The organism is Vibrio sp. NC2 (genome assembly GCF_025195005.1).
GTDB lineage: Bacteria > Pseudomonadota > Gammaproteobacteria > Enterobacterales > Vibrionaceae > Vibrio > Vibrio splendidus.
Genome location: NZ_JANVFC010000003.1, coordinates 1 through 20,373, shown reverse-complemented (window position 1 = coordinate 20,373; position 20,373 = coordinate 1). Strand labels below are relative to the sequence as shown.

The following is a 20,373-nucleotide window of genomic DNA, read 5'->3' as shown; positions in this document are numbered from 1 at the left end:
TTTATTGATTTTTGAACCTGATCAGGCGAAAAAAGGTCGAGACATGCCCTGCCGAGTTTCGTGATGAAGATTCAGCCTTATTTATTTCACTTATTGGTATCAGAAAAGACCGCTTATTTACGTCTGTTCTTTATTTATTCAACTTGTTTAAATAACAAGTAATTAATTATTTTTCGTTTGCCATCGATATGGATTTTAATAATTCACCATCAATATTTGGAATCGTATCAGAAAGAAATATCTGATTGCCTGGTGTGTAGGTCATCAATACATTTCTGAGTCGTTCGCTACCTTCACCATTCTTGTTTTGTACATCAAACTCAATCAGTTTGTTGTATACTTCGTTCGCCAGTTTCTCTTCTTGTTCTTCAGTAATAGCAATGCTTCCCATACAGATAGGGGGACGTACATCATGGCTGAAAACTTCATTTCGAAAACGTTTAGCGAATAAAGTATCAAGCTTAGAACCTTCTTCAAAAATAAAACGACCTTGATCTTTGAATCGGTATTGGTCATTACCTTTTAATTCAACATAATCCATCATTTCTAATGCGCGAAAATATATGGCGACTGACGTATGGCTCAGTCGGTATTTACTGGAAATATCTTGTGGTGACCATTCTTTTCGTCGTAATAGATACAAAAAGTCAAACAAATATGGGTACTGGTTAAATATTTCACTGTTGATATCGGTGATGAATTGTTCGTTATCTTGCTGTAACTGTTTGCCTCGCATAGATAATTCTACCAAGTCAGTATCTAAATGAGTGGCATACGAAAGTATTTTGTCTAGCCCCAAAGACGTATTGTGCAGTTGCCTTTTAATAGTTGATAGAGGAATTGCCATCCCAACAGAGAGGTCGGAATAACAAATCCCTTTCTCTTTGATTTTTTCTCGTAAAGCAGCAAGTAAATACGTTGCGGAATTATTCATCTAACAATGCCTGTTTTATTTTTGTCAGCATCCCTGATAATAAATTCAAGAGAATCCTACTCTTGTGATTCTGGTTCCAAACATTTACAACATTTACTATGAGTTAAATAACTACCAAGCTTGAGATTTTTACTTGTTGCTATCTGTACAAGTTTTACTCAATATTATTAGTTTTTATCTCTTTGTCAGTATGCGATGAGTATAATTGTTTTGATGCATAAAATTAAGTTAACGATGGTTTTTAGTAAAAGTTTTCTTTAGAGAGGTTAATTTATTAGGTGGGAAGTATCAAAAAGCTGTACTTAGGAATTTAGTCTAGCTTGATATCACAAAATATTCGCGAGTGACTGGTATTTCATTGAGTTGGTGACCAGTGAAAACCTTGTTATAAGGAGTGAGGAGGTTAGTTAAATAGAGAGTGGAATTATTGAAGCGTAATCATATTATATAATTATGTTCTAAATTTTTATGTATTTATTCTATTTATTGTTAGACCTGAAAACTATTTGATGCCTCACCATTCTCTTTCTTTCTTGATTAGAGAGGAGGAAGGATGAGGTTACATACAATTAGCTAATAAAAAAGCACGCCTAATAGGACGTGCTTCGAATGTTTGAGCCTTCTTAGTAGCGAGCTACATAGCTAAGTTTTCGTTTCTTAACTTGGTGAGCGCTTTTAGACGCTTTGTATACTCTTTTTGGAACTCGTCAGGGTCTGCACCTTCAGATACTTGAGCGTACACTCGCATCTTGTTACCACCGTAGATCTTAGCTAGATCATCGTTGCTGTAACCGCGTTTCCACAGTTCATCAGTAATCGCCGCTAGGATCTTCGACAGTTCACCATTACCGGTAGCGCCTTTGTTGAACGCCTCAATCATGTAGCCGCCATCGTCGTACATTTTCGCGTTCTTGGTTGCGAAATCCACAACCATTGCGGTAGAGAACATATCATCAGTTGCGATACCTACGTGGTCAACGCCTACCAATTTCACGTAGTAATCGATCATATCAGCAGCTTGCACTGGAGAAATATCTTCAGGCCAAACGCCGTCCATCATCCATTCAGTGAAGGTTGGAGCAACGTAGCCACCTGATTTAGCTGCGCGTATCGCTTCATCGTCAGGAATAGCACGGTAGCAACCTTTTGGCGTTGCATCTGGCTCACTCTTATAAAGCCCTGCTGGCACAGAGTGCGTGTAGACAAATGGGGTCCCAGGATACTTTTCTTCCATGTAATCCATTGCGTCATTTGCTGTCTTTGAGCCTGTGTGGCTGAGATCGAGAATGACCTGATACTCGACCATCGAATCAATAACAGATTCTCCCCAAGGTGTTAAGCCTATATCTCTACCGTTAAATGCTGCTAATTGCCCCGAACCTGTTCTGAAAATGTCGTTATACGCCAAGATCATACTTTTTAAGCCCATGTCTTTTAGAATCGCCATTTTGGTCACATCTTCTTCCAAAATAGTGGCGGTTTGGCTGTTCCAAAGTACGGCGGTTTTGCCTTCGGTGTGCGCTTTCTCAATGTCATTATTGGAATGCGCGATGATGAAATTGTCAGGTTGTTTTGCCATCGCAGAGCGGTGTTTATGATGGTGAAACAAGAAGTCATCAAAGTTGTGATCAGCAGCGGTAATGGTGTATTCATGCCCTGTAATACCTGCATCACGAGCATCTTGGAAGTAATCCAACAGTTGTTGCTCGTCCTGCCAACCTGCACCATAAGGGCTCGCGAGCATACCAATGACAATGGTGTCTTGAACAAATGTTTTAGCCTTATCTGATGCAGGCCAGGTCTTACTCTCAACACTTGCCTGTGCAACACCAACACTCATTGCAATGCTTGCTGCTACTAACGTTATCTTTTTAAACATGAAAACCTCTCAATTACTGGCTTAAGTCCATTTATATTTATGCCTAGATTTAATAGTAGACCCTGACGGTATCGTCGAGTTATTTAAAATTGATAACCCTGTCATCCTTTGTAATCAAAGCGTTACGTCCTGAATTGTGATTTCGCCTTAATGCTAAAAACTTAAAGCGCCTCTTGTTAACTTGAGGTAATAGTAGCTAAGCTAGAAAAGTAAAATGTGCATTTTGTGCCACTGAACTTAGACTGGTATTGATGAAGATATTGATGCCGATAGTTGGGTTGAGTTGTGGATTTAACCTGTTTGAACAAGACAAAGGAATCGTGTACTGATGCTTGAATTACCATTGATTGCGAAGAGTGCTGTGAGTCATTTCCAGCAGTGCGTCCGAGAAGATAAGTCATTAACTCCATATCACGCCGCGATAGAAGCGCTCGCAGTTCAAGTGAGCATGCCATTCTCAATGGATACTTCACCAGCTCAATATGTCTCGTTTAATGTGTTTACGCAGTTCTTAGAGGGGTTGAGGAAGGTATTGCCATCTGAGGTGTTTGTTTCTTCGTTATTAGGCAGTGCTCAACGTGCCGCTATCGAACTCGATTTTTCCAACCTTTCAGCTCAAGGTTTTCTCTCCCTTTTTCCGTTTGAACAATGGTCAGTCGAATCGTCTTCACAGTCATTAAAGCTTTCATTTCTAGTATCTAATAGCTCGCTCAATGGCATTGAAGCCGAGCTGTTTTTGATCGTTTATAGCCACGCCTACTTTAAATCTCAACAGACTGATATTGATAAGCCGGTTCGTTACGACTTAGTTTCGGTGTCGGCGAGTGCGCTAAGTGAGTTGAGAATACAAACGGAAACGCCACAGTACCTAGGTCAATCTAAGACGTGCATTTCGTATAACCCCATTGAACGAGATTGCTCAATCAAAGCGGTATCAACGGCTACTACTTCTACCTACAAGGTGACACAAGCATTGCTTCCTTATATCGGTCGAGTAGACGTAGATTTGGTGATGTTTGGTCAGATAAACCGAATGAGTAAGCGCACAATCCAAAGAGCGCTTAGTGAAGAAGGGACAACTTTTCGAACCATTAAAGAGACCCTGTCTTTTGAATTCGCTAAGCGCGTTATGACTATTCAAGATTATTCGATCTCAGATATCGCGCTTCACTTGGGATACGCAGATGCCTCACAATTTATAAGAGCGTTTAAGCGAGCAAATGGGATTACACCTTATCAATGGAAGAAAGGCCATGTTGAGTGATAAACATGGCCTTTCTTAGATTGCTTCTGAACTAGTCGCTTTGTTGCTCAGTATTCAAATGTCGAATCAGCTTGGCTGGCGTGCCACCGTATAAGCAGTCTGGTGGTACATCACTGTTAACCACTGAGTTCGCTGCGATAACAGAGCGTGCGCCAATCGTAACGCCTTGGTTGATGACCGAGTTTCCGCCAATCCAAACATCATCTTCGACTGTAATAGGTAGACAGAAAGTCTCCCACTTACGACGACTGAGGTGATCCAGTGAGTGAGAGGCTGTGTAAAATTGGGCACTTGGCCCCACCAATACATTGTTGCCAATTTTGATATTCGCGCCATCAAGCATCACCACGTTCATGTTGATAAAGGTGTCGTCACCGATTTCGATGGTTTTGCCAAACTCACAATGAAAAGGCGGACGGACAACGCTGCTTCCTACTTTACCAAACAGATTAGCCTGAAGACCTGGTAGCTGAGTATCGTCTGAACATTGATTCAAGTCTGATAGCGCCTTGCTGGCGTGAGTGCGCATGTGGTCTATCTCATGGTCTGCGCCATCAAAAATCTCGCCGGACAGCATTTTCTCGAGTTCTGTTTTCGTTTTCATCCCTTGCACCTCACTAGTCAACATGGGTATTAGAATACGGATAATTGGACATAAAAAAAGAGAAAAGCCTACGCCTTTCTCTTCCTGTTTTGTGCTTTAAGCACTAATGCTAAGTGAGCCCTGCTATTTCAGCAAAAGGCGCGCTTTGCCAAATTAGATTTGCTCAACGAAACCCATTAGGTGCTTCTTCACTTCGTCTGAAGCAAAAGCGCTCTCCACAGAGTATTTGTAGATCTCTGCGTAGTCTTCTTGTGTTAGACCGAACGTTTCACACACACGCTTCACTTCGTTGGTCATGGTTGTGTTCGACACAGTACGGTTGTCTGTGTTGATAGTCACAACGATGCCGTCTTTCTTGAATTCAGCAATTGGGTGGTCGCTGAATTTGTGAATACACTTAGTTTGCACGTTACTTGTTGGGCAAGTCTCAAGCGCAACTTGCTTCTCTTTAACGATGTTGTACGCGTCTTCGTTACCTTGGATGTGAACACCGTGGCCGATACGCTCAGCGTCAAGCAGTGTTACTGCATCGTAAACGTTTTGACCGTGCCATTGTTCACCAGCATGAACTGTAATGCGGTAGCCTTTTTCAAGAGCGTATTGCGTGTACTCAGGGAATTCAGCGCAGAAGCCCGGCTTTTCACCGCCAGCAATATCAAACGCAACCACACCTTTACCTAGGTAAGGTTGGCCTGCGTCGATCACGTCTTTGATAGAATCTTTCGGGAACATACGAAGCACAGACATAATGTAGTTGCCCTTGATGTCGTATTTCTCTTCTGCGCGCTTCATGCCTTTTACTGCACTTGCAATGATCGTATCAAGAGACAAGCCCTTGTTTACGTGCAGGATTGGTGCGAAACGAACTTCTAGGTACTTAACGTTTTCTAGTGCAGCATCTTCGTAAAGCTCGAAAGAGATACGCTCAATCGCTTCTTCAGTTTGCATCACTTGTAGCGGCAGGCTGAAACAAGCCAGATACTCATCTAGGTTTTTGCAATCTTCTGGCACCGTTAGAGATTGAACAACCGCGTCGCGATCTTCAGGTAGTTCGATATTGTACTGTTTTGCTAGGTCAATAATCGTATCTGGGCGAACACTTCCGTCTAGGTGGCAGTGTAAATCAATCTTTGGTAGTGCTAGAAAATCCATGAGTATTCCTTAATTCTATTATTATTTGAGCGTGTTAACTCACATGCGCTAAATTTACCAAGACCATGATATGATTTAAAGTGACAATTAATCATCATTAACCTGAATTTAGGGAATATCATGGTAGATGTTAAAAGCTTACTTAAATGCGACATGAATTTGCTACTTTGCCTACATGTTCTTATTGAAGAACGAAGTGTGAGTAAAACAGCAGAGCGACTCTTTTTGAGCCAGTCAGCGGTAAGTAAACAGCTCACTAAGCTGAGAGCTTTGTTTGATGATCCGCTATTTGAGCGTGAATCCAAAGGGCTATTTCCCACACCCAAAGCACTCGCGTTAGCGCCTAAGATCCATCAAATCCTACTGCAAATCGAAAAGCTAACCGTTCCCGAAGTTTTCGACCCTAAAGACAGTGAGCGTACCTTCACTATAGACCTTGTCGAAACCGCCTACACGGCGATTTATCCGCACTTTATGCCGACTGCACTCGCCGATGCGCCTCATATTACCGTTAACAGTTCAACGTGGAGCAGCGATAGCTTCAAGCGATTATTAAAGCGTGAAGTGGATTTTGGGATCGGTATTTTTGAGCTAGATGAGCGCGCTTCTACCCACGTGCAGTGTATTCCTGATGCACTTGACTACGTCGAGCTGTGCTTGGATTACTCGGTGTGTTTGATGCGTAATGACCATCCTGCTTTGCAAGAGGAGTGGAATCTCGACACCTTTTTGAAATATCGACATATACAGTTGGTGACAGGTGGTGCGGGTGACTGGCTATTGATGGAAGTGCTTAACTCAAAGCAGCTTGAAATCAACAAAGCCGCGAATGTTTCAGACATCACCAGTGCCATTAAGCTGTGTAAGCAGAGTGATTTACTTATGTGTTACCCATACAACTCAGTACGCGATTACATTGATAGCGGAGAGTTGGTGATGAAGCCCGTTCCGGTTGATTTGGTACCGGGAGGTTTGTTCCTATTGTGGCATAAATACTTCGATTCAGAACCGAGCCACAAATGGTTGCGTGATTTGATCGTCAATAAGACCCAAGACACTCAGATGTGAGTCATTAACTGAAGTATTCAAAGAAGTGAAAGATTTTTCGCTTTGTTTTCGTCTTTTTAGAATGGGCATCGTCTTAGTAGAGCGCTTAATCCCAGTTAATAGTGAGAGACCAAAATGAATCCAATGCTGACGTCATTGATTCCGCAACAAATTATTGAAGACGCGTGTGAGTGGGCACTCATGCATGGCGTCGCGTTTCGCCAGTCAGATAATACCGCTAGGCATTGCCCGTTCAGCATTGCTCCTATGACTATGGAGCGCGAGGTGTATGAACACTTGTTGAAGGTAACACCGCTGATCACCAAGTTAATCAGCAATGTTTCGGAAGACCACGGTTTTCTGCAATCATCTTTGAGTGATATGGCGCAAGCTGATCCATTTTTTGGTCGCTTGATGGAGTTGCATCAACAAGCCCATGGCAGTGCAGGTGAGCGCTTGAATCCAGCGCGACAACCTTTGTTGTTGATGCGCACTGATTTCATGGACGATCGCCAACACGGTGCAAAAGTGATTGAGTTTAATGGTATTGCTGCAGGAATGGCGCCTTTTGGTCAACGCGCAACAGAATTCCACTCATTCATGCAAAACCAATGGCCAGAAACGTACAAGAACTGGCTAGAAGACCAGTCAGCAACACCAGCTGAAAACCAAGGCTTAACCCAGTTGGCTTATGGTATCGCTAATGCTGCAAGGCAAGTGAAAATCGACTTTAAAGAGCAAGATAAACCGGTTTTCTTGATGGTGGTGCAGAAGAACGAAGACAACGTTTATGACCAACACTTGCTTGAAGTCGAGCTACAAAAACAGGGAGTTCGTACGGTTCGTCGTACCTTTGAACAATTGAGCTGTCAGCTTTCATCAGGTGATAATCAACGCTTGTTACTGAAAGATGTCGGCGCTGTCGATGTGGTGTACCTAAGAGCCGGCTATCAGTATTCAGATTACTGGGCTCCAGAACTCAATGAATCGGTTTGTTGCCACACGCTAAGTCAGACTCGCTTGTTTATGGAGCAACACCATGTCGCAATGAACGCGACCATCAGCCAGCAATTAGCGACCAGTAAAACCATGCAAATGTTGCTGACCATGATGCCTGCAGCAGAATACGCACGTTGGGGTTTAACGCGAGAAGAAGCCGAACTGGTCAAGAGTGTTCTGGCTTATATGAAGCCTATCACCAGTAAATCGATTGAATGGTTTAACACCCAAGCTGATAAGCAAGAGTGGGTGTTGAAAAACCAAGGCGAGGGCGGTGGTCATTGTGTTTTTGGTGACGACATCAGCGAACAACTGAGCCAGCTTAAACCAGAAGAGTACGACGCGTGGGCATTGATGCAGCGCTTGTATCCACATGAACGTGACGTGCCGACCATTGCTGTACGTGACACCCAACAAACGCTAGTGACAGATTTAGTCAGCGAAGTCGGTTTGTTTACCGCTTACTACAAAGGTGAACCAGTAACAGAGTTAGGCGGCTACGCAGGCTATTTGATTCGCAGCAAACCCGCTAGCGAAAATGAAGGTGGAATCCACAGTGGTAAAGGGATTTTGGATTCTTTAACACTGATTGAATCCTAATTTCACTAAGCATTAATCTAGTGGTTTTGATAATTTAAATCCCGCATCTAATAATTGGATCCGGGATTTTTTGTTTTATAGGACGACAAAAAGATCTCATTGACACGGGTAGAATGATCGTTCTACTCTGTGGGTAGAGCAACCATTCTACCTGTTGTTATACCTATCACTGTTACTTACTACGATTGGTATTCAGTATTAAGAGAGCATTATGTTGAGAGAACAGATTGCAGCAAGCCTTGAAGTGGCGTTTAGCCAGCAAGGTTTTGCGGAACCGAGCGTTGCACAGCTGAAAACCGCGTGCAACGTGAGCCTGAGAACCTTGTATAAACATTTTCCTTCAAAAGAAGCGATGATCGTCGGGGCGTTAGAACATCGTCATCAGCGCTACTTGAGTCTGCTGTTGGAAGATTCCCCTAGCTCGGGCTACCAAGCGATTACTCATATCTTCAACAAGCTTCAACTGTGGATGGAAGAGTACGCGCCGCACGGTTGTTTATCTATGAACGCACTGGCTGCTTTTCCTGACAACGAACTGATTAATCAAGCCGTAATCGAGCATAAGAAAGAAGTTCAGATGTTAATGACTAAGCAAAGCCAAAGAGAAGACCTCGCTTCAGAGCTCTTTCTACTTCATGAAGGCGTATCAAGCGCGTGGCCAGTATTGGGCGAAGAAGCAGTGGCATCGGCACAGAATATGGTGACAAAATTACTCAAGGAAACAGTATGAATTTTGAAGTGCCAAAAACAATGAAAGGCGCAGAGATGTTAGGGCACGGCGGGGCAGAAATGCTGGGTTACCGTGAAGATATCGCTGTTCCTCAAATTGAACCTAATGAAGTGCTGATCAAGGTGATGGCCGCAGGCGTGAACAACACCGACATCAACACACGAATCGGTTGGTATTCTAAAAGTGATGATTCAGACGATGCAAGTTGGTCTGGCGAAGCGTTGAAATTCCCTCGCATCCAAGGTGCTGATGTGTGCGGTTTTATCGTAGCCGTTGGTAACGAAGTTTCGGCTGACCGTATTGGTGAGCGTGTTCTGATTGAGCCTTGTTTGACCGAGGTTTATGGGCAAGATCTACCACAGCCATGGTATTTCGGTTCTGAGTGCGATGGCGGTTTTGCTGAATACACCAAAGTAGCAGCTAAGCACGCTTACGCGGTGAACAGCACAATGTCGGATGTTGAGCTGGCGTCTTTCCCATGCTCTTACTCGACCGCAGAAAACATGCTGACGCGTGCCAATGTAGCTGAAGCTGATCGCGTGCTTATCTCTGGCGCATCGGGCGGTGTGGGCTCGGCAGCGATTCAGCTAGCAAAAGCTCGTGGCGCGTATGTGATTGCGATTACCAGCCCAAGCAAGAACCAACAGTTACTTGAACTTGGTGCTGATGAAGTGATTGCTCGTGATGCGGATTTGGTTAAAGCGCTAGGCGAAAGCAGTGTGAATGTAGTTATCGACTTAGTCGCTGGTGATAAGTGGCCGGAGTTCCTTGAAGTGCTGAAACCACATGGTCGCTATGCCGTATCTGGCGCAATTGGTGGTGCGATGGTTGAGCTTGATGTCCGAACTCTGTATCTCAAAGATCTCAGCTTTTTTGGTTGCACGGTTTTAGAACCACAGGTATTCCAGAATCTAGTCGACCGTATCGAGAAGCAGCAGATTGGCGCTATCGTCGCAGAGTCTTATCCGCTAGCCGATATTCATAAAGCGCAAGGTGAGTTCCTAAAGAAAAAACACGTTGGTAAGATCGTGTTGGAAGTCGCTCAGAGCTAACTTTAGACAGTGTCACGCATCTAATCTATGTAAGAGCGAGCAAGCATTATGTGTTCGCTCTTTTTGTTTCTGGCGAATACAGGAGGCCTAGTCTCGCAGGCTGTTGAGTAACAGATCTTATACAGTTGAAAAGTTAATGATTCATTTGTCACTGTGTGGTTTATTAATTAACTGTGCGATAATCACCGCCGTTATATATCCCTATCTATGTTGTATTCATCTAGGAGCCGTATTGATGTTTAAAAGGGTATTGCAGGCACTATTCTCGCCTTTTGTTGATTCAAAAAACAAACCCTCTGCAGAGCCTGTCCAAAAAGAGCAACCACAAACCGTTGCTACTGATTCTGTTCGGTCTTCAATCTTTGTTCCGCCTTCGTCAGCTCAACCATCATCATTAATCGTCGATAATACGCTTAGCCTTCACGATGGTGAGTTCCTTGATTATTTGTTTGGAGAGTCTCGCCTTCGAACGGAGTCAGATCCATTTAGCGATTTTGTCGCTTGTCAGATCGAACGCTTGATTCGTTCTCCAAAAGCTTTGCTTAATGAATTGCCAGTGATGCCAGCCTCTGTAACCACGTTAATGGCCGAATTACAGAGCGATGAGTTTGATGTCGATGCTTTGTTAAGAGTGATTGAGCGCGAGCCGAGTATGGCTGCCGATGTGATTAAGTTGGCAAATAGCGCCTTTTACAAACGCAATGAAAAACAGGTTACTGACCTAAAAGCAGCATTCCTAAATATGGGTTCTCAAGGGCTTGTTGAAGGAGTTGTGAATAGTTACATGAAGAACTTCACGCCGGGCAACAATATTTACTGGCGTCACTTCGGTGAGAAAATTTGGAACCACAGTGTTCAGACCGCGTCTTTTTCTAAGGAGTTGATGAAAGACTCTTCATCTCAAGAAGATCAAGCGGCGGCATACTTTGTTGGGTTGATTCGCAACTTAGGCAAGATGATCATTTTCCAGATGATGGTAGAAGCCTTCAAACATGTAGATCCTTCTGTTCCGCCTAACTCGTTGGCATTGAAGCGCCTGATGAACAGCTACTCTATTCGCCTGACTTACACCATTGCTAAGTTCTGGGAGCTGCCAGAGTCTGTGTTGACCGCAATTGGCTACCAAGAGTCGAGCCGATACGAATGCACACCACTTGGTCAAGCTGTGTTTGAAGCTAACTACTTGAGTGAGTTGTACTATTTATTGGAAGAACAAACGATTGAAGTCGAGCAGTTTAAGCGCAGATGCAAAGAGACACTGATGTCTCCGGCGGCATACAAAGTGGCTAACCGGATTTATAAAGAGTCTGAATTGGCGCTAGTAGGATAATAACGGCTGGCGTTGGCTAGGTTGATTCTGAAGTCGTCATAAAGCTGTATTTTCTAAATGGTCTTACTAAGCAGTAAGACCATTTTGTTTCAATTATCGATTAAGGGATCTTAGCCAGTTCTTGCTTTAATTTATCGATTTTACGCAGTTCTTTTTCGATCTTACCCTCATACTTTCGGATTTTATCCGCTCTTTCATCTCTTTTTGCTTCTTCTAAGTCGGCTTGGTATTCAGCCAAATCTTGTTCATTGGATTCAATCTTCTCACGGAGATCATCCTTCAAGCCTTCATTGGTGCAGTTTTCTTTCGCCGCTTCCAACGCTGTGGTTAATCGCTCTACTTTGTACTGATTGTCGTACTGTTCCGCTTTCTTTATCTGATATTCAATCTCACAGAACTTCTTTTCACAGCCTGTAAGTGCGTCGCATTGGGTGCTCGCCATGCTGTTAAAAGAGAATGCGCAAAGAAACAGTAATGAGCCTTTTAGGTGTCGAGTCATGGTTTACCTTCTTATTGGGTCTATTTAGTTTGTGCTTATATTTGTTGAGTCTCACTTCGAGAGTACATTAGCACTCCATTTCTTTGCTATTGGCAGGGGAGTGTTAAAGATAAGCCGCTGTGCCTAATGACTTATTGTTGAACATGGCTAGATTTACAAATGGCTAATCCACAACTTGTCGAGCTCACACCAACCGAAACCATTCACTTGCGCGCCGTGTATCTTCTCTGAAACCTCTAAGTTGAACGCCTCTTGCTTGAGCTCAATTACAACCCCAGAGTCATGCAACCAATGCCGAAGCACCAACAGTGCATTCATTGCTAACTCAAAGTTGGGCTGGCTTGTTATTGAGGCTAAGCCTTGTTCGATTTTCTCTAGCATCTCAGCAGGCAAAGTTAAGTCCTCAAATGGGAAGCGAGTGAAAAAGCTTAACCACGAAGAGAAGGTGTCGTTCTCATCAATAATGCTGCACAACACGACGTCTTTGGTAGTTAGGAAGTTAGTTAGGTAGTGGCCATATTCCACGTTGGTTTTGTGGTCGCCAGACACTGACAACTGCTCGAAAAGGGCTTGGCATTCAGAGGTGTCTTCAACGGTGAATTCGCGAACGGTTTTCGACAACATCGGGCTTTGAATCTTAAAGAAGGTTGAGCCGAAATCCGGTTGAGAAGAATGGTCATCGCCACGCACGGTGGTCGTCTTTTCGGGCAGTTTCACGCACACCTGATTTTGAGCGCAGGCTTTGCTCTGTGCCCATTCTGGATAGACCCACAACTCGACTCGATTGAGAATCGGCGTGCTGTGTGAATAGGCGCTATTACGGCTCAATCTCAACATCTTGCTTGAGAATATGTCTAATGAGAACGCGCCAGATCCAATCAGCCTATCAGTTGGTGATGAGTGATCAAATACGGAAGCTTCAGCTCTGGCAAGTAGGCGTGGTAAATGCCAATCAGGTTGATTCAGTTTTACGACAACCACATTGCCTGCCGCGATAGAGACCTCATCAATATGCTGATAACAACGACGCCATATTTTGCTTTGGCAGAGCGAGTTAAGGTTGCGTGCTATGTCTTGAGGTTCGAGTGTACGACTGTTATGAAAGTTAACACCATTGCGAATTTGAAAGTACCACTGTGTAGCATCTAGATTAGGCTGCCAATGATAAGCCAGATCGCCGCTGAGTTTGCCGTGCTGAACGGTGGTAAGGCGTTGGCAAACTTGCATCACTAGGAAGCGTTCGGTGCGTCTAAGTACTCGTTGAGGGTGAAGAGCCTCGAGCTCTCGGTGAAACGGGATATACGCGATATTCTGCGCCGACGGATTGGTGCTGCTTAGAAAGGCTTGTAACTCAGCGCCAGCATTGCGGCCATTGAAGCTCAAGGTGCTAAACACCTGTTCTATGTTGCCTGCGTCAGCTTGGGTTTGCGCGTATTGGTAACACGCCTCAATGGGCTCAACCAGACACGTCAGCTGTGCCTTCTTGCTGCGGCCTGAGCTAGCTTGCCACTCAATCCAACCTTGCGTTGTCATCGCTTTGAGTAAGGTCTGAACGTGACGTTCACTCACGTGCAGGAGTGTGGCCAGTTGGTTGACCTGACAATGTGATACTCCAGGCCCAAAAGCCTGAAATATCTTTTCATACAGTTCAAGCTTGCGCTTAAGGTTGCCCAATTTGCTTTTCCTAACGACGAGGTTGAGTTAAGTGTTGATAGCCAGAGTCAATGAGTGCTTTTTCCATCGTGTCGAGAACACGAGAGGTTATCTCTGAGTTTAGGATATTCGAATCAGTTTTGCCTTGAAGCACCAAATATGAAAAATGGTCGATTTCAAATTCGAACCCATTGCCCGTCACTCGTTTGTTGATGGTCGACTTTTTGCCTTGATGTTCAATCTCAATAAAGGCCGGATTCCACCATTTTTCATGAATGGTGATCTTAGTATCAGGCCCACTCAAGTGCGCTGATCGGGGAAGGTTTTGCACTGTTGATGCCGATATCTTACCGTGCATATCACCAGAGAAGGTAAAGCACGCATCGGTATCAACATTTGCCCCCTCATAAAGACACGACATCTTTACCTGAGGTTTTGAAGGGTTCACACCCAGCGTTCGGCATAGATCGTAAAAGAACCAAAGTCCATAAACCCCAACATCGAGCGTTGATCCGCCTGACAAATCCGGATTGAAGATAAACAAATCGGGCTCATAGTCGTGATGGTTACCAAAGCTGGCTTCGATTGAATCTATCTGAATGTTGTTGTCGACCAAAAATGATTGAAGCTCACGATACGCGGGAAACACCACGGTTTTCATCGCTTCTAACAGCATCACGCCATTTTGCTTGGCGAGGGCTTTCATCTCAAGCCAGTCAGCAAGGTTGGTAAAAGCCGGCTTCTCGACCAATACGTGCTTATTGCTCTTTAGAAACAGTTCGGCGAGTGGCTGGTGGTATGGGTGAACCGTAGCGATGTAAACTGCTTCAACACTTGGGTCATTCGCCATCTCTTCATAAGAACCATAAGCCTTGTCGCAACCAAACTTGTTGGCGAATGTGGCTGCGCGTGTATGGTCTCTCGCGGCAACCGCATAAAGCTCACCATGCAGACAGTGTTCTGTGACTGCCGTTGCGAATCGATTGGCGATATTACCTAGCCCTGCGATGCCCCATTTAATTTTGCGTTGCGTGTCGCTCATCTGTTGCTCCAAATCGTTGTTTTGTATCAGTGTACTCAGAGACGTCACATACAAATAGAGAACAGATTTCTCAACCTGTTCTCTATTTATTTTATTCTAGTTGAAGCTCAGGATTAGCTCTGTAGGGAGCGTTTCCAATCGGCTAGAGCTTGAATGTGTTTTGGCCCGATGCCACAACAGCCACCGACGATATTCGCGCCCAGTGCGTGCCAACGTTTAGCGTAAGTTAAGTAACCTTGACCATCCAGCTCACGCATCTCCTGAAACATATCATTCGCTTCATGTTCGTTGCTGATAGGCGCAAAATTGTTGGCGTAGACACCAATTTCTAAATCACGGCCTAGCTCATCGATCACTTTCTTAGCATCGATAATGGCTTGATCCATCACTTCAGGCACTGAGCAGTTAAACATAATGCCTGTTGCGTTTGATTGACAGGCAAGTTTGATTGAGTCTGTTACGCTCTCGCCAGAACGAATATTGGCAAAATCGCCCTTCGTATCTTCTAAACTGAATGCGTAGTAACACGGCTTATCTGACTGCTTAAGTACCGCATGAATGGAATCGAATTCTTGCAGGCTACAGATGGTTTCTGCTATCCAAAGGTCGATGTTTGGGGCCTGGGCATCGTAAAGCGTTTGAATGATTGGCGCGGCTTCTTCTACCTTAAATAAGTCTGGTCGGTAGCTGCCAAATGGCGGTGGAATCGCGCCCGCCACTTTCACTGTGTGGGTAGAATTGTCAGCAACTGCTTTAGCCAGCTCACCAGACAGTGCGGCTAGTTCAAAGCCTCGTTGTTCGAAGAGTTCTTCACCCAAATGAAAAGGCACACAGGCGTAGCTATTGGTGATCAAGATTTCAGCACCTGCATCGACAAAGTTTTGATGCGCTTGGCTGACAAATTCGGGTGCTTCAATCAGCGCTTGAGCACTCCAAAGCGGTTGAGAAAATGGCGCGCCAATTTCTTTGAGTTCTCGGCCCATGCCGCCATCAAGTATGGTTAGTGTTTTCATATTCAATACTATCTAAACAATTGCTGAAGTTCTGCCGCCACCATATCAGACAACCTTGTCAGACAGAAGCCATCAAGCCAGGTTCAACTATCGATGAGGGAGTTTCGTTATAGGTGGTCTAGCGGGCTAGTCGTGCCGCTAAAGTGTTGCCCAATAACGTGAGTGTATATCTGAGTTGTCTTAACATCACTGTGCCCCAGTAACTCTTGAACCGTTCTGATATCGGAGCCTGACTTTAGAAGTTGCGTAGCAAAACTGTGCCTGAAAGTATGACAACTAATTCGCTTGTGGCGCAATTTGTTAGAGTTAGTCGCCTTCTTCAGCGTTTTTCGGAGTGCCGAATCATGTAGGTGGTGTCGGCATACTATCCCCGACTCTGGGTGTTGAGTGACGGATTTTGATGGGAATAGGTACATCCAAGCAAGTTGTCGATAGGCACTCGGGTATTTTTTGCCTAATCGGTGAGGCAAAGATGGCCCAAACCCATTCAAGTTATCTTTAGCAAGCAGAACTGCAACTTGTGCAATTTTGTCTTGTATAGCTTCAGTGAGTGAAAAACTTAAAATTGTCACTCGGTCTTTATTTCCTTTCCCATCGTGAACAGTGAGAGACCCTTGTTTTAGGTCTATATCTTGTACTCGAAGCCTCAGGCATTCCGATACTCTCAAACCTGAACCATACAACAAGCGAAAAAACAGTTGACATTTAGGATCTATTTCATTGATCACCGAGATAGCTTCCGAATGATTGAGTACGCTAGGAATTTTTCGAGACCGAGTCGCATAGCTAAACCCTAAGTCTCCTAGAGGTTGCTTAATAAATTGATTGTATAAATAGGCTAGAGCATTGAGCGCTACCTTCTGAGTATTGATGGCGACTTTTTGATGATTAGCTAAATGAGAAAGAAAGGAGACAACTTCAGCGGCATGCATCTGTTCAGGGTGTTTCATTTTATGAAAATGAATGTAGTACTTAATCCAATAACAGTAGGCTTTGATTGTCCTGCGACTATAGCCCCGCATCGTCATATGTTCGCAAATTGCCTGCATGAATTGACTCGCCATATATCCCCCTCACAAAATCTGTACATACAGACAGTTTATTGCTTGTTGAATAATTAATGACTTAAAAAAGAGTGGTTTTTAACTCTGATTGAGCACGAATTTAACGAGAGATTGAATTTAAGTTATTGATTAATATATAGATTGGTGAGTGATTAAGAATGAAGGCGAGCGTTATATAGGCGGCAATGTGTGCTTGCACGTTTTCACACTTAATGTTTAAACCCACTTTTATATTAAATGCATAGCATTCAGTTGGTTATGAGCGACCTTTTTGATATGTTAAGCGGATGGATTCGTGATTGCACGATATTAAAATGTTATGTGTCTCAACGAGGGTTCTGAGAAAATGAATAATCTCGCACTTACAATAGGTGGTGAATCGGGAGATACGCCAAGAAGTTCAGAAGAAATTGCAAAGCGTGCATTATGTCTATTTGTGTTAATAGAGCACGTAATGACAGGTCATGAAAATGCAATCGAACGAAGATTATGGCTAGAAGATAAAGGGTTAAGTAATAGCTTAACCAAGACCGAAAGAGAATACTTATATTCAGATAACCCAACTAAGCAACAAGATATAAATGCTAGCTGGCTTTCAGAGTGCTTATGTATATTGTTGTGGAGTATAGGCTACCATACAACAATTCCATCAGATTCAACCAAATATGACGCTGAGTCTTGTATGGATTTTATGCCTGAATATAGCGAAGTAACCGTAGATGAATTTATAAGTAAATCTCTTCGGAAACCCTTACCTGAACTATATGAAATGGCTTTAGATATTCAAAATACCCATAGTGAAGTGAGGGAACTTTCTGGAGAGTCAGAAATAATACAAGAAAGGCATTTAGCTATTAACTGGGTGGTAGGTTATTGTGGCTTACCATGGGAACTAGTGACTACAGACACATAACAAGGCAATTAAACGGAACTAAAACAGTGGGTTACGTTCCGCTTCGCTACACAGTATAACCCACAATTTTAGTCCGCTTATTGCGGCGTTAAAAGTATTTATACAAAAGTGAAGAAATCGAAATGTTCAGTGATATAAAATACCTATGTGATGTTGAAAGAATAAATAATTGGCATTTAAGAGCTAAAGTTGACTTAGATAGCAATGAGCCTGCAATGAGCTTTATCTCAAGTTGGATTGCGTTAAATCATATATATGGTGTGTATGCGAATCATCCAGATTCGACGATAGGCAAAAAGCCTGGTGATAAACAACAAGTGATCTACTTTTCTAAATCAGAAGAAGCACATGGTTTACTTGAGGAGGTGAAAGCGAAAGAGCATATTTCGAGTTTACTCGTGAACTTGCCGGTTAAAAGCGTATTAACAGGGACAAAAGTTCCTAATTGTGATGCCGTTAAATGTAAGTTGATTGATATTGAATGCTTGGATTTATTTTTAATTATTTATCAAGTTAGGAATAACCTGTTCCACGGTTCAAAAGATCCACTGAAGTCAAAGAGAGATGAGGAATTGTGTAAGTGCTTTTCAGTTTTCTTACTTGAGTTAAACGAGCAGTTCATCAAAAAATACTTTTAACAAAGCAATCAAGGTGATGCGTTACACTCGGCGGTTTTGGTGCTGAGTTAGGTTCGCTTTGATGGTTCGGTGGGGCACACCTTATTGCAAGCGTTATGTACCAAAAAGGAGTCCGGAGGATAAATGCAGAATCAGAAAGAGTTTCCAGAGGAATTAAAAGGATGGAATTGGGGGGCGTTTGTCTTCAATTGGATCTGGGGTATCCGCTTTAGAACTTATAGAGCGTTATGGGTATTAGTACCTTTCGTTAACTTAGTAATGCCGTTCATCTTAGGTTTTAAAGGTAATGAGTGGGCTTGGAATCATAACCAATGGAACAGTGTAGAAGAATTTAAAAAATCACAAAAGAAGTGGTCAGTTGCTTCTTTAATACTCTTAGTTTCAGGTGTGGTTTTCGCAATAGGTTTTTCTATGAGAGTTAATAATTCTTTTGAAGAATCAGGTTCCACTCAATTGGCGCTTAGTACTTTAGAACAATCTGATCATTTTCAAGAGAATATCGGTGCGCCGTACTCTATCGACTTGACGCAAGGTACACTTCGTGGTTATGAAGTATCCGGCTCCGCAGAAATGCAATTTGAAGTTGAAGGATTACACGGTGATGGCGTATTCGATGTCAAAGCAGAACTAAATGACAGTGTTTGGCGTTTAACTTGCTTAGAAATCAGATATTTACCTAGTGAGCAGGTAGAGGTGCTAGTGTCTTGTGAAAATGGTACATAACAAATGCTTTAAATCTGATTCGTAAACGCGTGCCGAACTCGCTAACGCTCAAACATGGCACACGCCCACTCACAGTTTAAGCAGGCGTTATAAGCTTTTTTTAGTTCAAGGGGTTACAATGGATTGTCGGTTTGAACCAATAGATTTAGATGCCAATTTTACAGATTGTGTTCAGTTTCGTGAAGACTCTTATTTTTGTAGTTTTGGTACTTCGGAAGGCTACCTCGAAACTATTGGTCAAAATGGTGAGGTTTACTATTCCAAACTATTTTCTAGACTTGGCTCACCAGAATGGGGTTATTTCCATTTATGGATTGGAGATGAATTGATAGGGCAACTGGAGTTTAAGTCTCATTCTGAAATTGCAGGTTTTGGGTACATTCACCTGATTTATTTAGTTCCAAATTATCGAGGTTTAGGTCTTTCTAAAACCATCCATAAATTCCTAATCGAGCAATTGAAATTAATGGGTTGTAACGGTGCGGTATTATCAGTTAGCCGAGAAAATAAACGAGCAGTTAGCTTTTACCAAAAAAATGGTTGGCAGTATTGGAAACCCAATCACAATCATCAACTAACTGATTTCTTTAGCATTGAATTCTGCTTATAACAAAGCCATCAACACGATTTATTACATTCGGCATTGTAGGTTTGTCTTTAGTTTCGGTGTTTAAGGCGTTAACATTCAAGTAAGTCGTCATCGTAATAAACGTGTTATGGCGGCGTTAAATGGCATTCGGTGATTAACATGATATCTGAACTAGCAAAAATGGTAACTGAGTGGAATGAAGATGGATACTTTGAAGGTGAGTTATTAAGTGAGCCTGAATGGTACGTACTCTGGAATCCTGATGATTTAGAAGAAATTAATAATGATTACCTACTTTCCAAGTATGCGCCTGGTTTTACTAGTTTTGGCGGAAATGGAGGTGGTGAATTACTAGTTGTAAATACTTGTGGTGAAGTGTTTTATTTACCTGAAATTGGAATGTCACCTGAAGTGGCAGTAAAAATAGCTCCTAACCTTAATAAATTTAAAGAATTAATGAAAAAGTAGATTGCTAAGTTAGCCATTTAACAAGGCGTTTAAACGGAACAAAAACAGTGGGTTACGTTTCGCTTCGCTACACATTATAACCCACAATTTTTGTCCGCTTAACGCGGCTACATGGATTCCCCCGGTTGTCAAACATCCGCTAAACTTATGTTGATGGGTTTTGGACTGCCGCTCTACATT

Annotated in this window: 20 protein-coding genes; 11 read left to right on the top strand and 9 right to left on the bottom strand. The window is 43.0% G+C overall.

The annotated features are described in order from the left end of the window. Positions 1-166: 166 nt before the first annotated feature. Together NX845_RS05530 and NX845_RS05525 are read right to left on the bottom strand one after the other, a co-directional pair. Positions 167-934, bottom strand: coding sequence for a transcriptional regulator (locus tag NX845_RS05530; protein WP_260256621.1), 768 nt, complete (start codon positions 932-934; stop codon positions 167-169). 634 nt (positions 935-1,568) lie between these two features. Continuing rightward, positions 1,569-2,813: a membrane dipeptidase gene (locus NX845_RS05525; RefSeq protein ID WP_017093329.1), complete on the bottom strand. Its 1,245-nt coding sequence runs from the start codon at positions 2,811-2,813 to the stop codon at positions 1,569-1,571. A 328-nt stretch (positions 2,814-3,141) separates the two neighbouring features. Between NX845_RS05525 and NX845_RS05520 the strand changes: the two genes are divergently transcribed. Further along, positions 3,142-4,077: an AraC family transcriptional regulator gene (locus tag NX845_RS05520; protein WP_260256620.1), complete on the top strand. Its 936-nt coding sequence runs from the start codon at positions 3,142-3,144 to the stop codon at positions 4,075-4,077. A 31-nt stretch (positions 4,078-4,108) separates the two neighbouring features. Here the strand turns inward: NX845_RS05520 and NX845_RS05515 are convergent, their stop codons facing one another. After that, positions 4,109-4,681 (bottom strand): sugar O-acetyltransferase, encoded by a 573-nt coding sequence (locus NX845_RS05515; RefSeq protein ID WP_017088835.1) that lies wholly within the window; start codon positions 4,679-4,681, stop codon positions 4,109-4,111. A 153-nt stretch (positions 4,682-4,834) separates the two neighbouring features. Then, positions 4,835-5,833: an adenosine deaminase gene (gene add / locus NX845_RS05510; protein ID WP_243584411.1), complete on the bottom strand. Its 999-nt coding sequence runs from the start codon at positions 5,831-5,833 to the stop codon at positions 4,835-4,837. Positions 5,834-5,953: 120 nt separating this feature from the next. On the opposite strand from add, the gene NX845_RS05505 reads away from it, so the two are divergent. From NX845_RS05505 to NX845_RS05485, 5 genes are all read left to right on the top strand, one after another. Further along, complete coding sequence (locus tag NX845_RS05505) at positions 5,954-6,901, top strand: LysR substrate-binding domain-containing protein (protein ID WP_017082825.1); 948 nt, start codon at positions 5,954-5,956, stop codon at positions 6,899-6,901. Between the two features lie 123 nt (positions 6,902-7,024). After that, a complete protein-coding gene (locus tag NX845_RS05500) occupies positions 7,025-8,479 on the top strand; it encodes a glutathione synthase (RefSeq protein WP_260256733.1) in 1,455 nt (484 codons plus the stop codon). Between the two features lie 211 nt (positions 8,480-8,690). Next, positions 8,691-9,209 carry a TetR/AcrR family transcriptional regulator gene (locus NX845_RS05495; RefSeq protein WP_260256619.1) on the top strand — a complete coding sequence of 173 codons (519 nt, stop codon included), beginning with the start codon at positions 8,691-8,693 and terminating at the stop codon, positions 9,207-9,209. Continuing rightward, the gene (locus NX845_RS05490; protein ID WP_260256618.1) at positions 9,206-10,261 is read left to right on the top strand and encodes an alcohol dehydrogenase family protein; all 1,056 of its coding nucleotides are present in this window, start codon (positions 9,206-9,208) and stop codon (positions 10,259-10,261) included. Before NX845_RS05495 ends, NX845_RS05490 begins: the two co-directional genes overlap by 4 nt. 235 nt (positions 10,262-10,496) lie before the next feature. After that, positions 10,497-11,591 (top strand): HDOD domain-containing protein, encoded by a 1,095-nt coding sequence (locus NX845_RS05485; RefSeq protein WP_260256617.1) that lies wholly within the window; start codon positions 10,497-10,499, stop codon positions 11,589-11,591. A gap of 100 nt (positions 11,592-11,691) precedes the next feature. Here NX845_RS05485 and NX845_RS05480 read toward each other — a convergent pair whose 3' ends face one another. The 5 genes from NX845_RS05480 to NX845_RS05460 all read right to left on the bottom strand — a co-directional run bounded on the left by NX845_RS05480 (position 11,692) and on the right by NX845_RS05460 (position 16,862). Next, positions 11,692-12,090, bottom strand: coding sequence for a DUF1090 domain-containing protein (locus NX845_RS05480; RefSeq protein ID WP_260256616.1), 399 nt, complete (start codon positions 12,088-12,090; stop codon positions 11,692-11,694). Positions 12,091-12,243: 153 nt separating this feature from the next. Beyond that, positions 12,244-13,764 (bottom strand): SgrR family transcriptional regulator, encoded by a 1,521-nt coding sequence (locus NX845_RS05475; RefSeq protein ID WP_260256614.1) that lies wholly within the window; start codon positions 13,762-13,764, stop codon positions 12,244-12,246. A 10-nt stretch (positions 13,765-13,774) separates the two neighbouring features. Continuing rightward, positions 13,775-14,785 (bottom strand): Gfo/Idh/MocA family protein, encoded by a 1,011-nt coding sequence (locus NX845_RS05470; protein WP_102487565.1) that lies wholly within the window; start codon positions 14,783-14,785, stop codon positions 13,775-13,777. A 113-nt stretch (positions 14,786-14,898) separates the two neighbouring features. Next, positions 14,899-15,798, bottom strand: a complete 900-nt coding sequence (locus NX845_RS05465) for a homocysteine S-methyltransferase family protein (protein WP_151417467.1) — start codon at positions 15,796-15,798, stop codon at positions 14,899-14,901. A 107-nt stretch (positions 15,799-15,905) separates the two neighbouring features. Continuing rightward, a complete protein-coding gene (locus NX845_RS05460) occupies positions 15,906-16,862 on the bottom strand; it encodes an integron integrase (RefSeq protein WP_260256611.1) in 957 nt (318 codons plus the stop codon). 346 nt (positions 16,863-17,208) lie between these two features. Here NX845_RS05460 and NX845_RS05455 point away from each other — a divergent pair, with 346 nt between their 5' ends. The 5 genes from NX845_RS05455 to NX845_RS05435 all read left to right on the top strand — a co-directional run bounded on the left by NX845_RS05455 (position 17,209) and on the right by NX845_RS05435 (position 20,193). Beyond that, a complete protein-coding gene (locus tag NX845_RS05455) occupies positions 17,209-17,775 on the top strand; it encodes a DUF4272 domain-containing protein (RefSeq protein WP_175400128.1) in 567 nt (188 codons plus the stop codon). A 122-nt stretch (positions 17,776-17,897) separates the two neighbouring features. Beyond that, positions 17,898-18,413: a hypothetical protein gene (locus NX845_RS05450; RefSeq protein WP_102307987.1), complete on the top strand. Its 516-nt coding sequence runs from the start codon at positions 17,898-17,900 to the stop codon at positions 18,411-18,413. 123 nt (positions 18,414-18,536) lie between these two features. Next, the gene (locus NX845_RS05445; protein WP_065680885.1) at positions 18,537-19,136 is read left to right on the top strand and encodes a cytochrome c oxidase assembly factor Coa1 family protein; all 600 of its coding nucleotides are present in this window, start codon (positions 18,537-18,539) and stop codon (positions 19,134-19,136) included. Between the two features lie 118 nt (positions 19,137-19,254). After that, on the top strand, positions 19,255-19,746 hold the full coding sequence (locus NX845_RS05440; protein ID WP_065680884.1) for a GNAT family N-acetyltransferase: 492 nt from the start codon (positions 19,255-19,257) through the stop codon (positions 19,744-19,746). Positions 19,747-19,884: 138 nt separating this feature from the next. Beyond that, the gene (locus NX845_RS05435) at positions 19,885-20,193 is read left to right on the top strand and encodes a hypothetical protein (protein WP_175400127.1); all 309 of its coding nucleotides are present in this window, start codon (positions 19,885-19,887) and stop codon (positions 20,191-20,193) included. Positions 20,194-20,373: the final 180 nt, after the last annotated feature.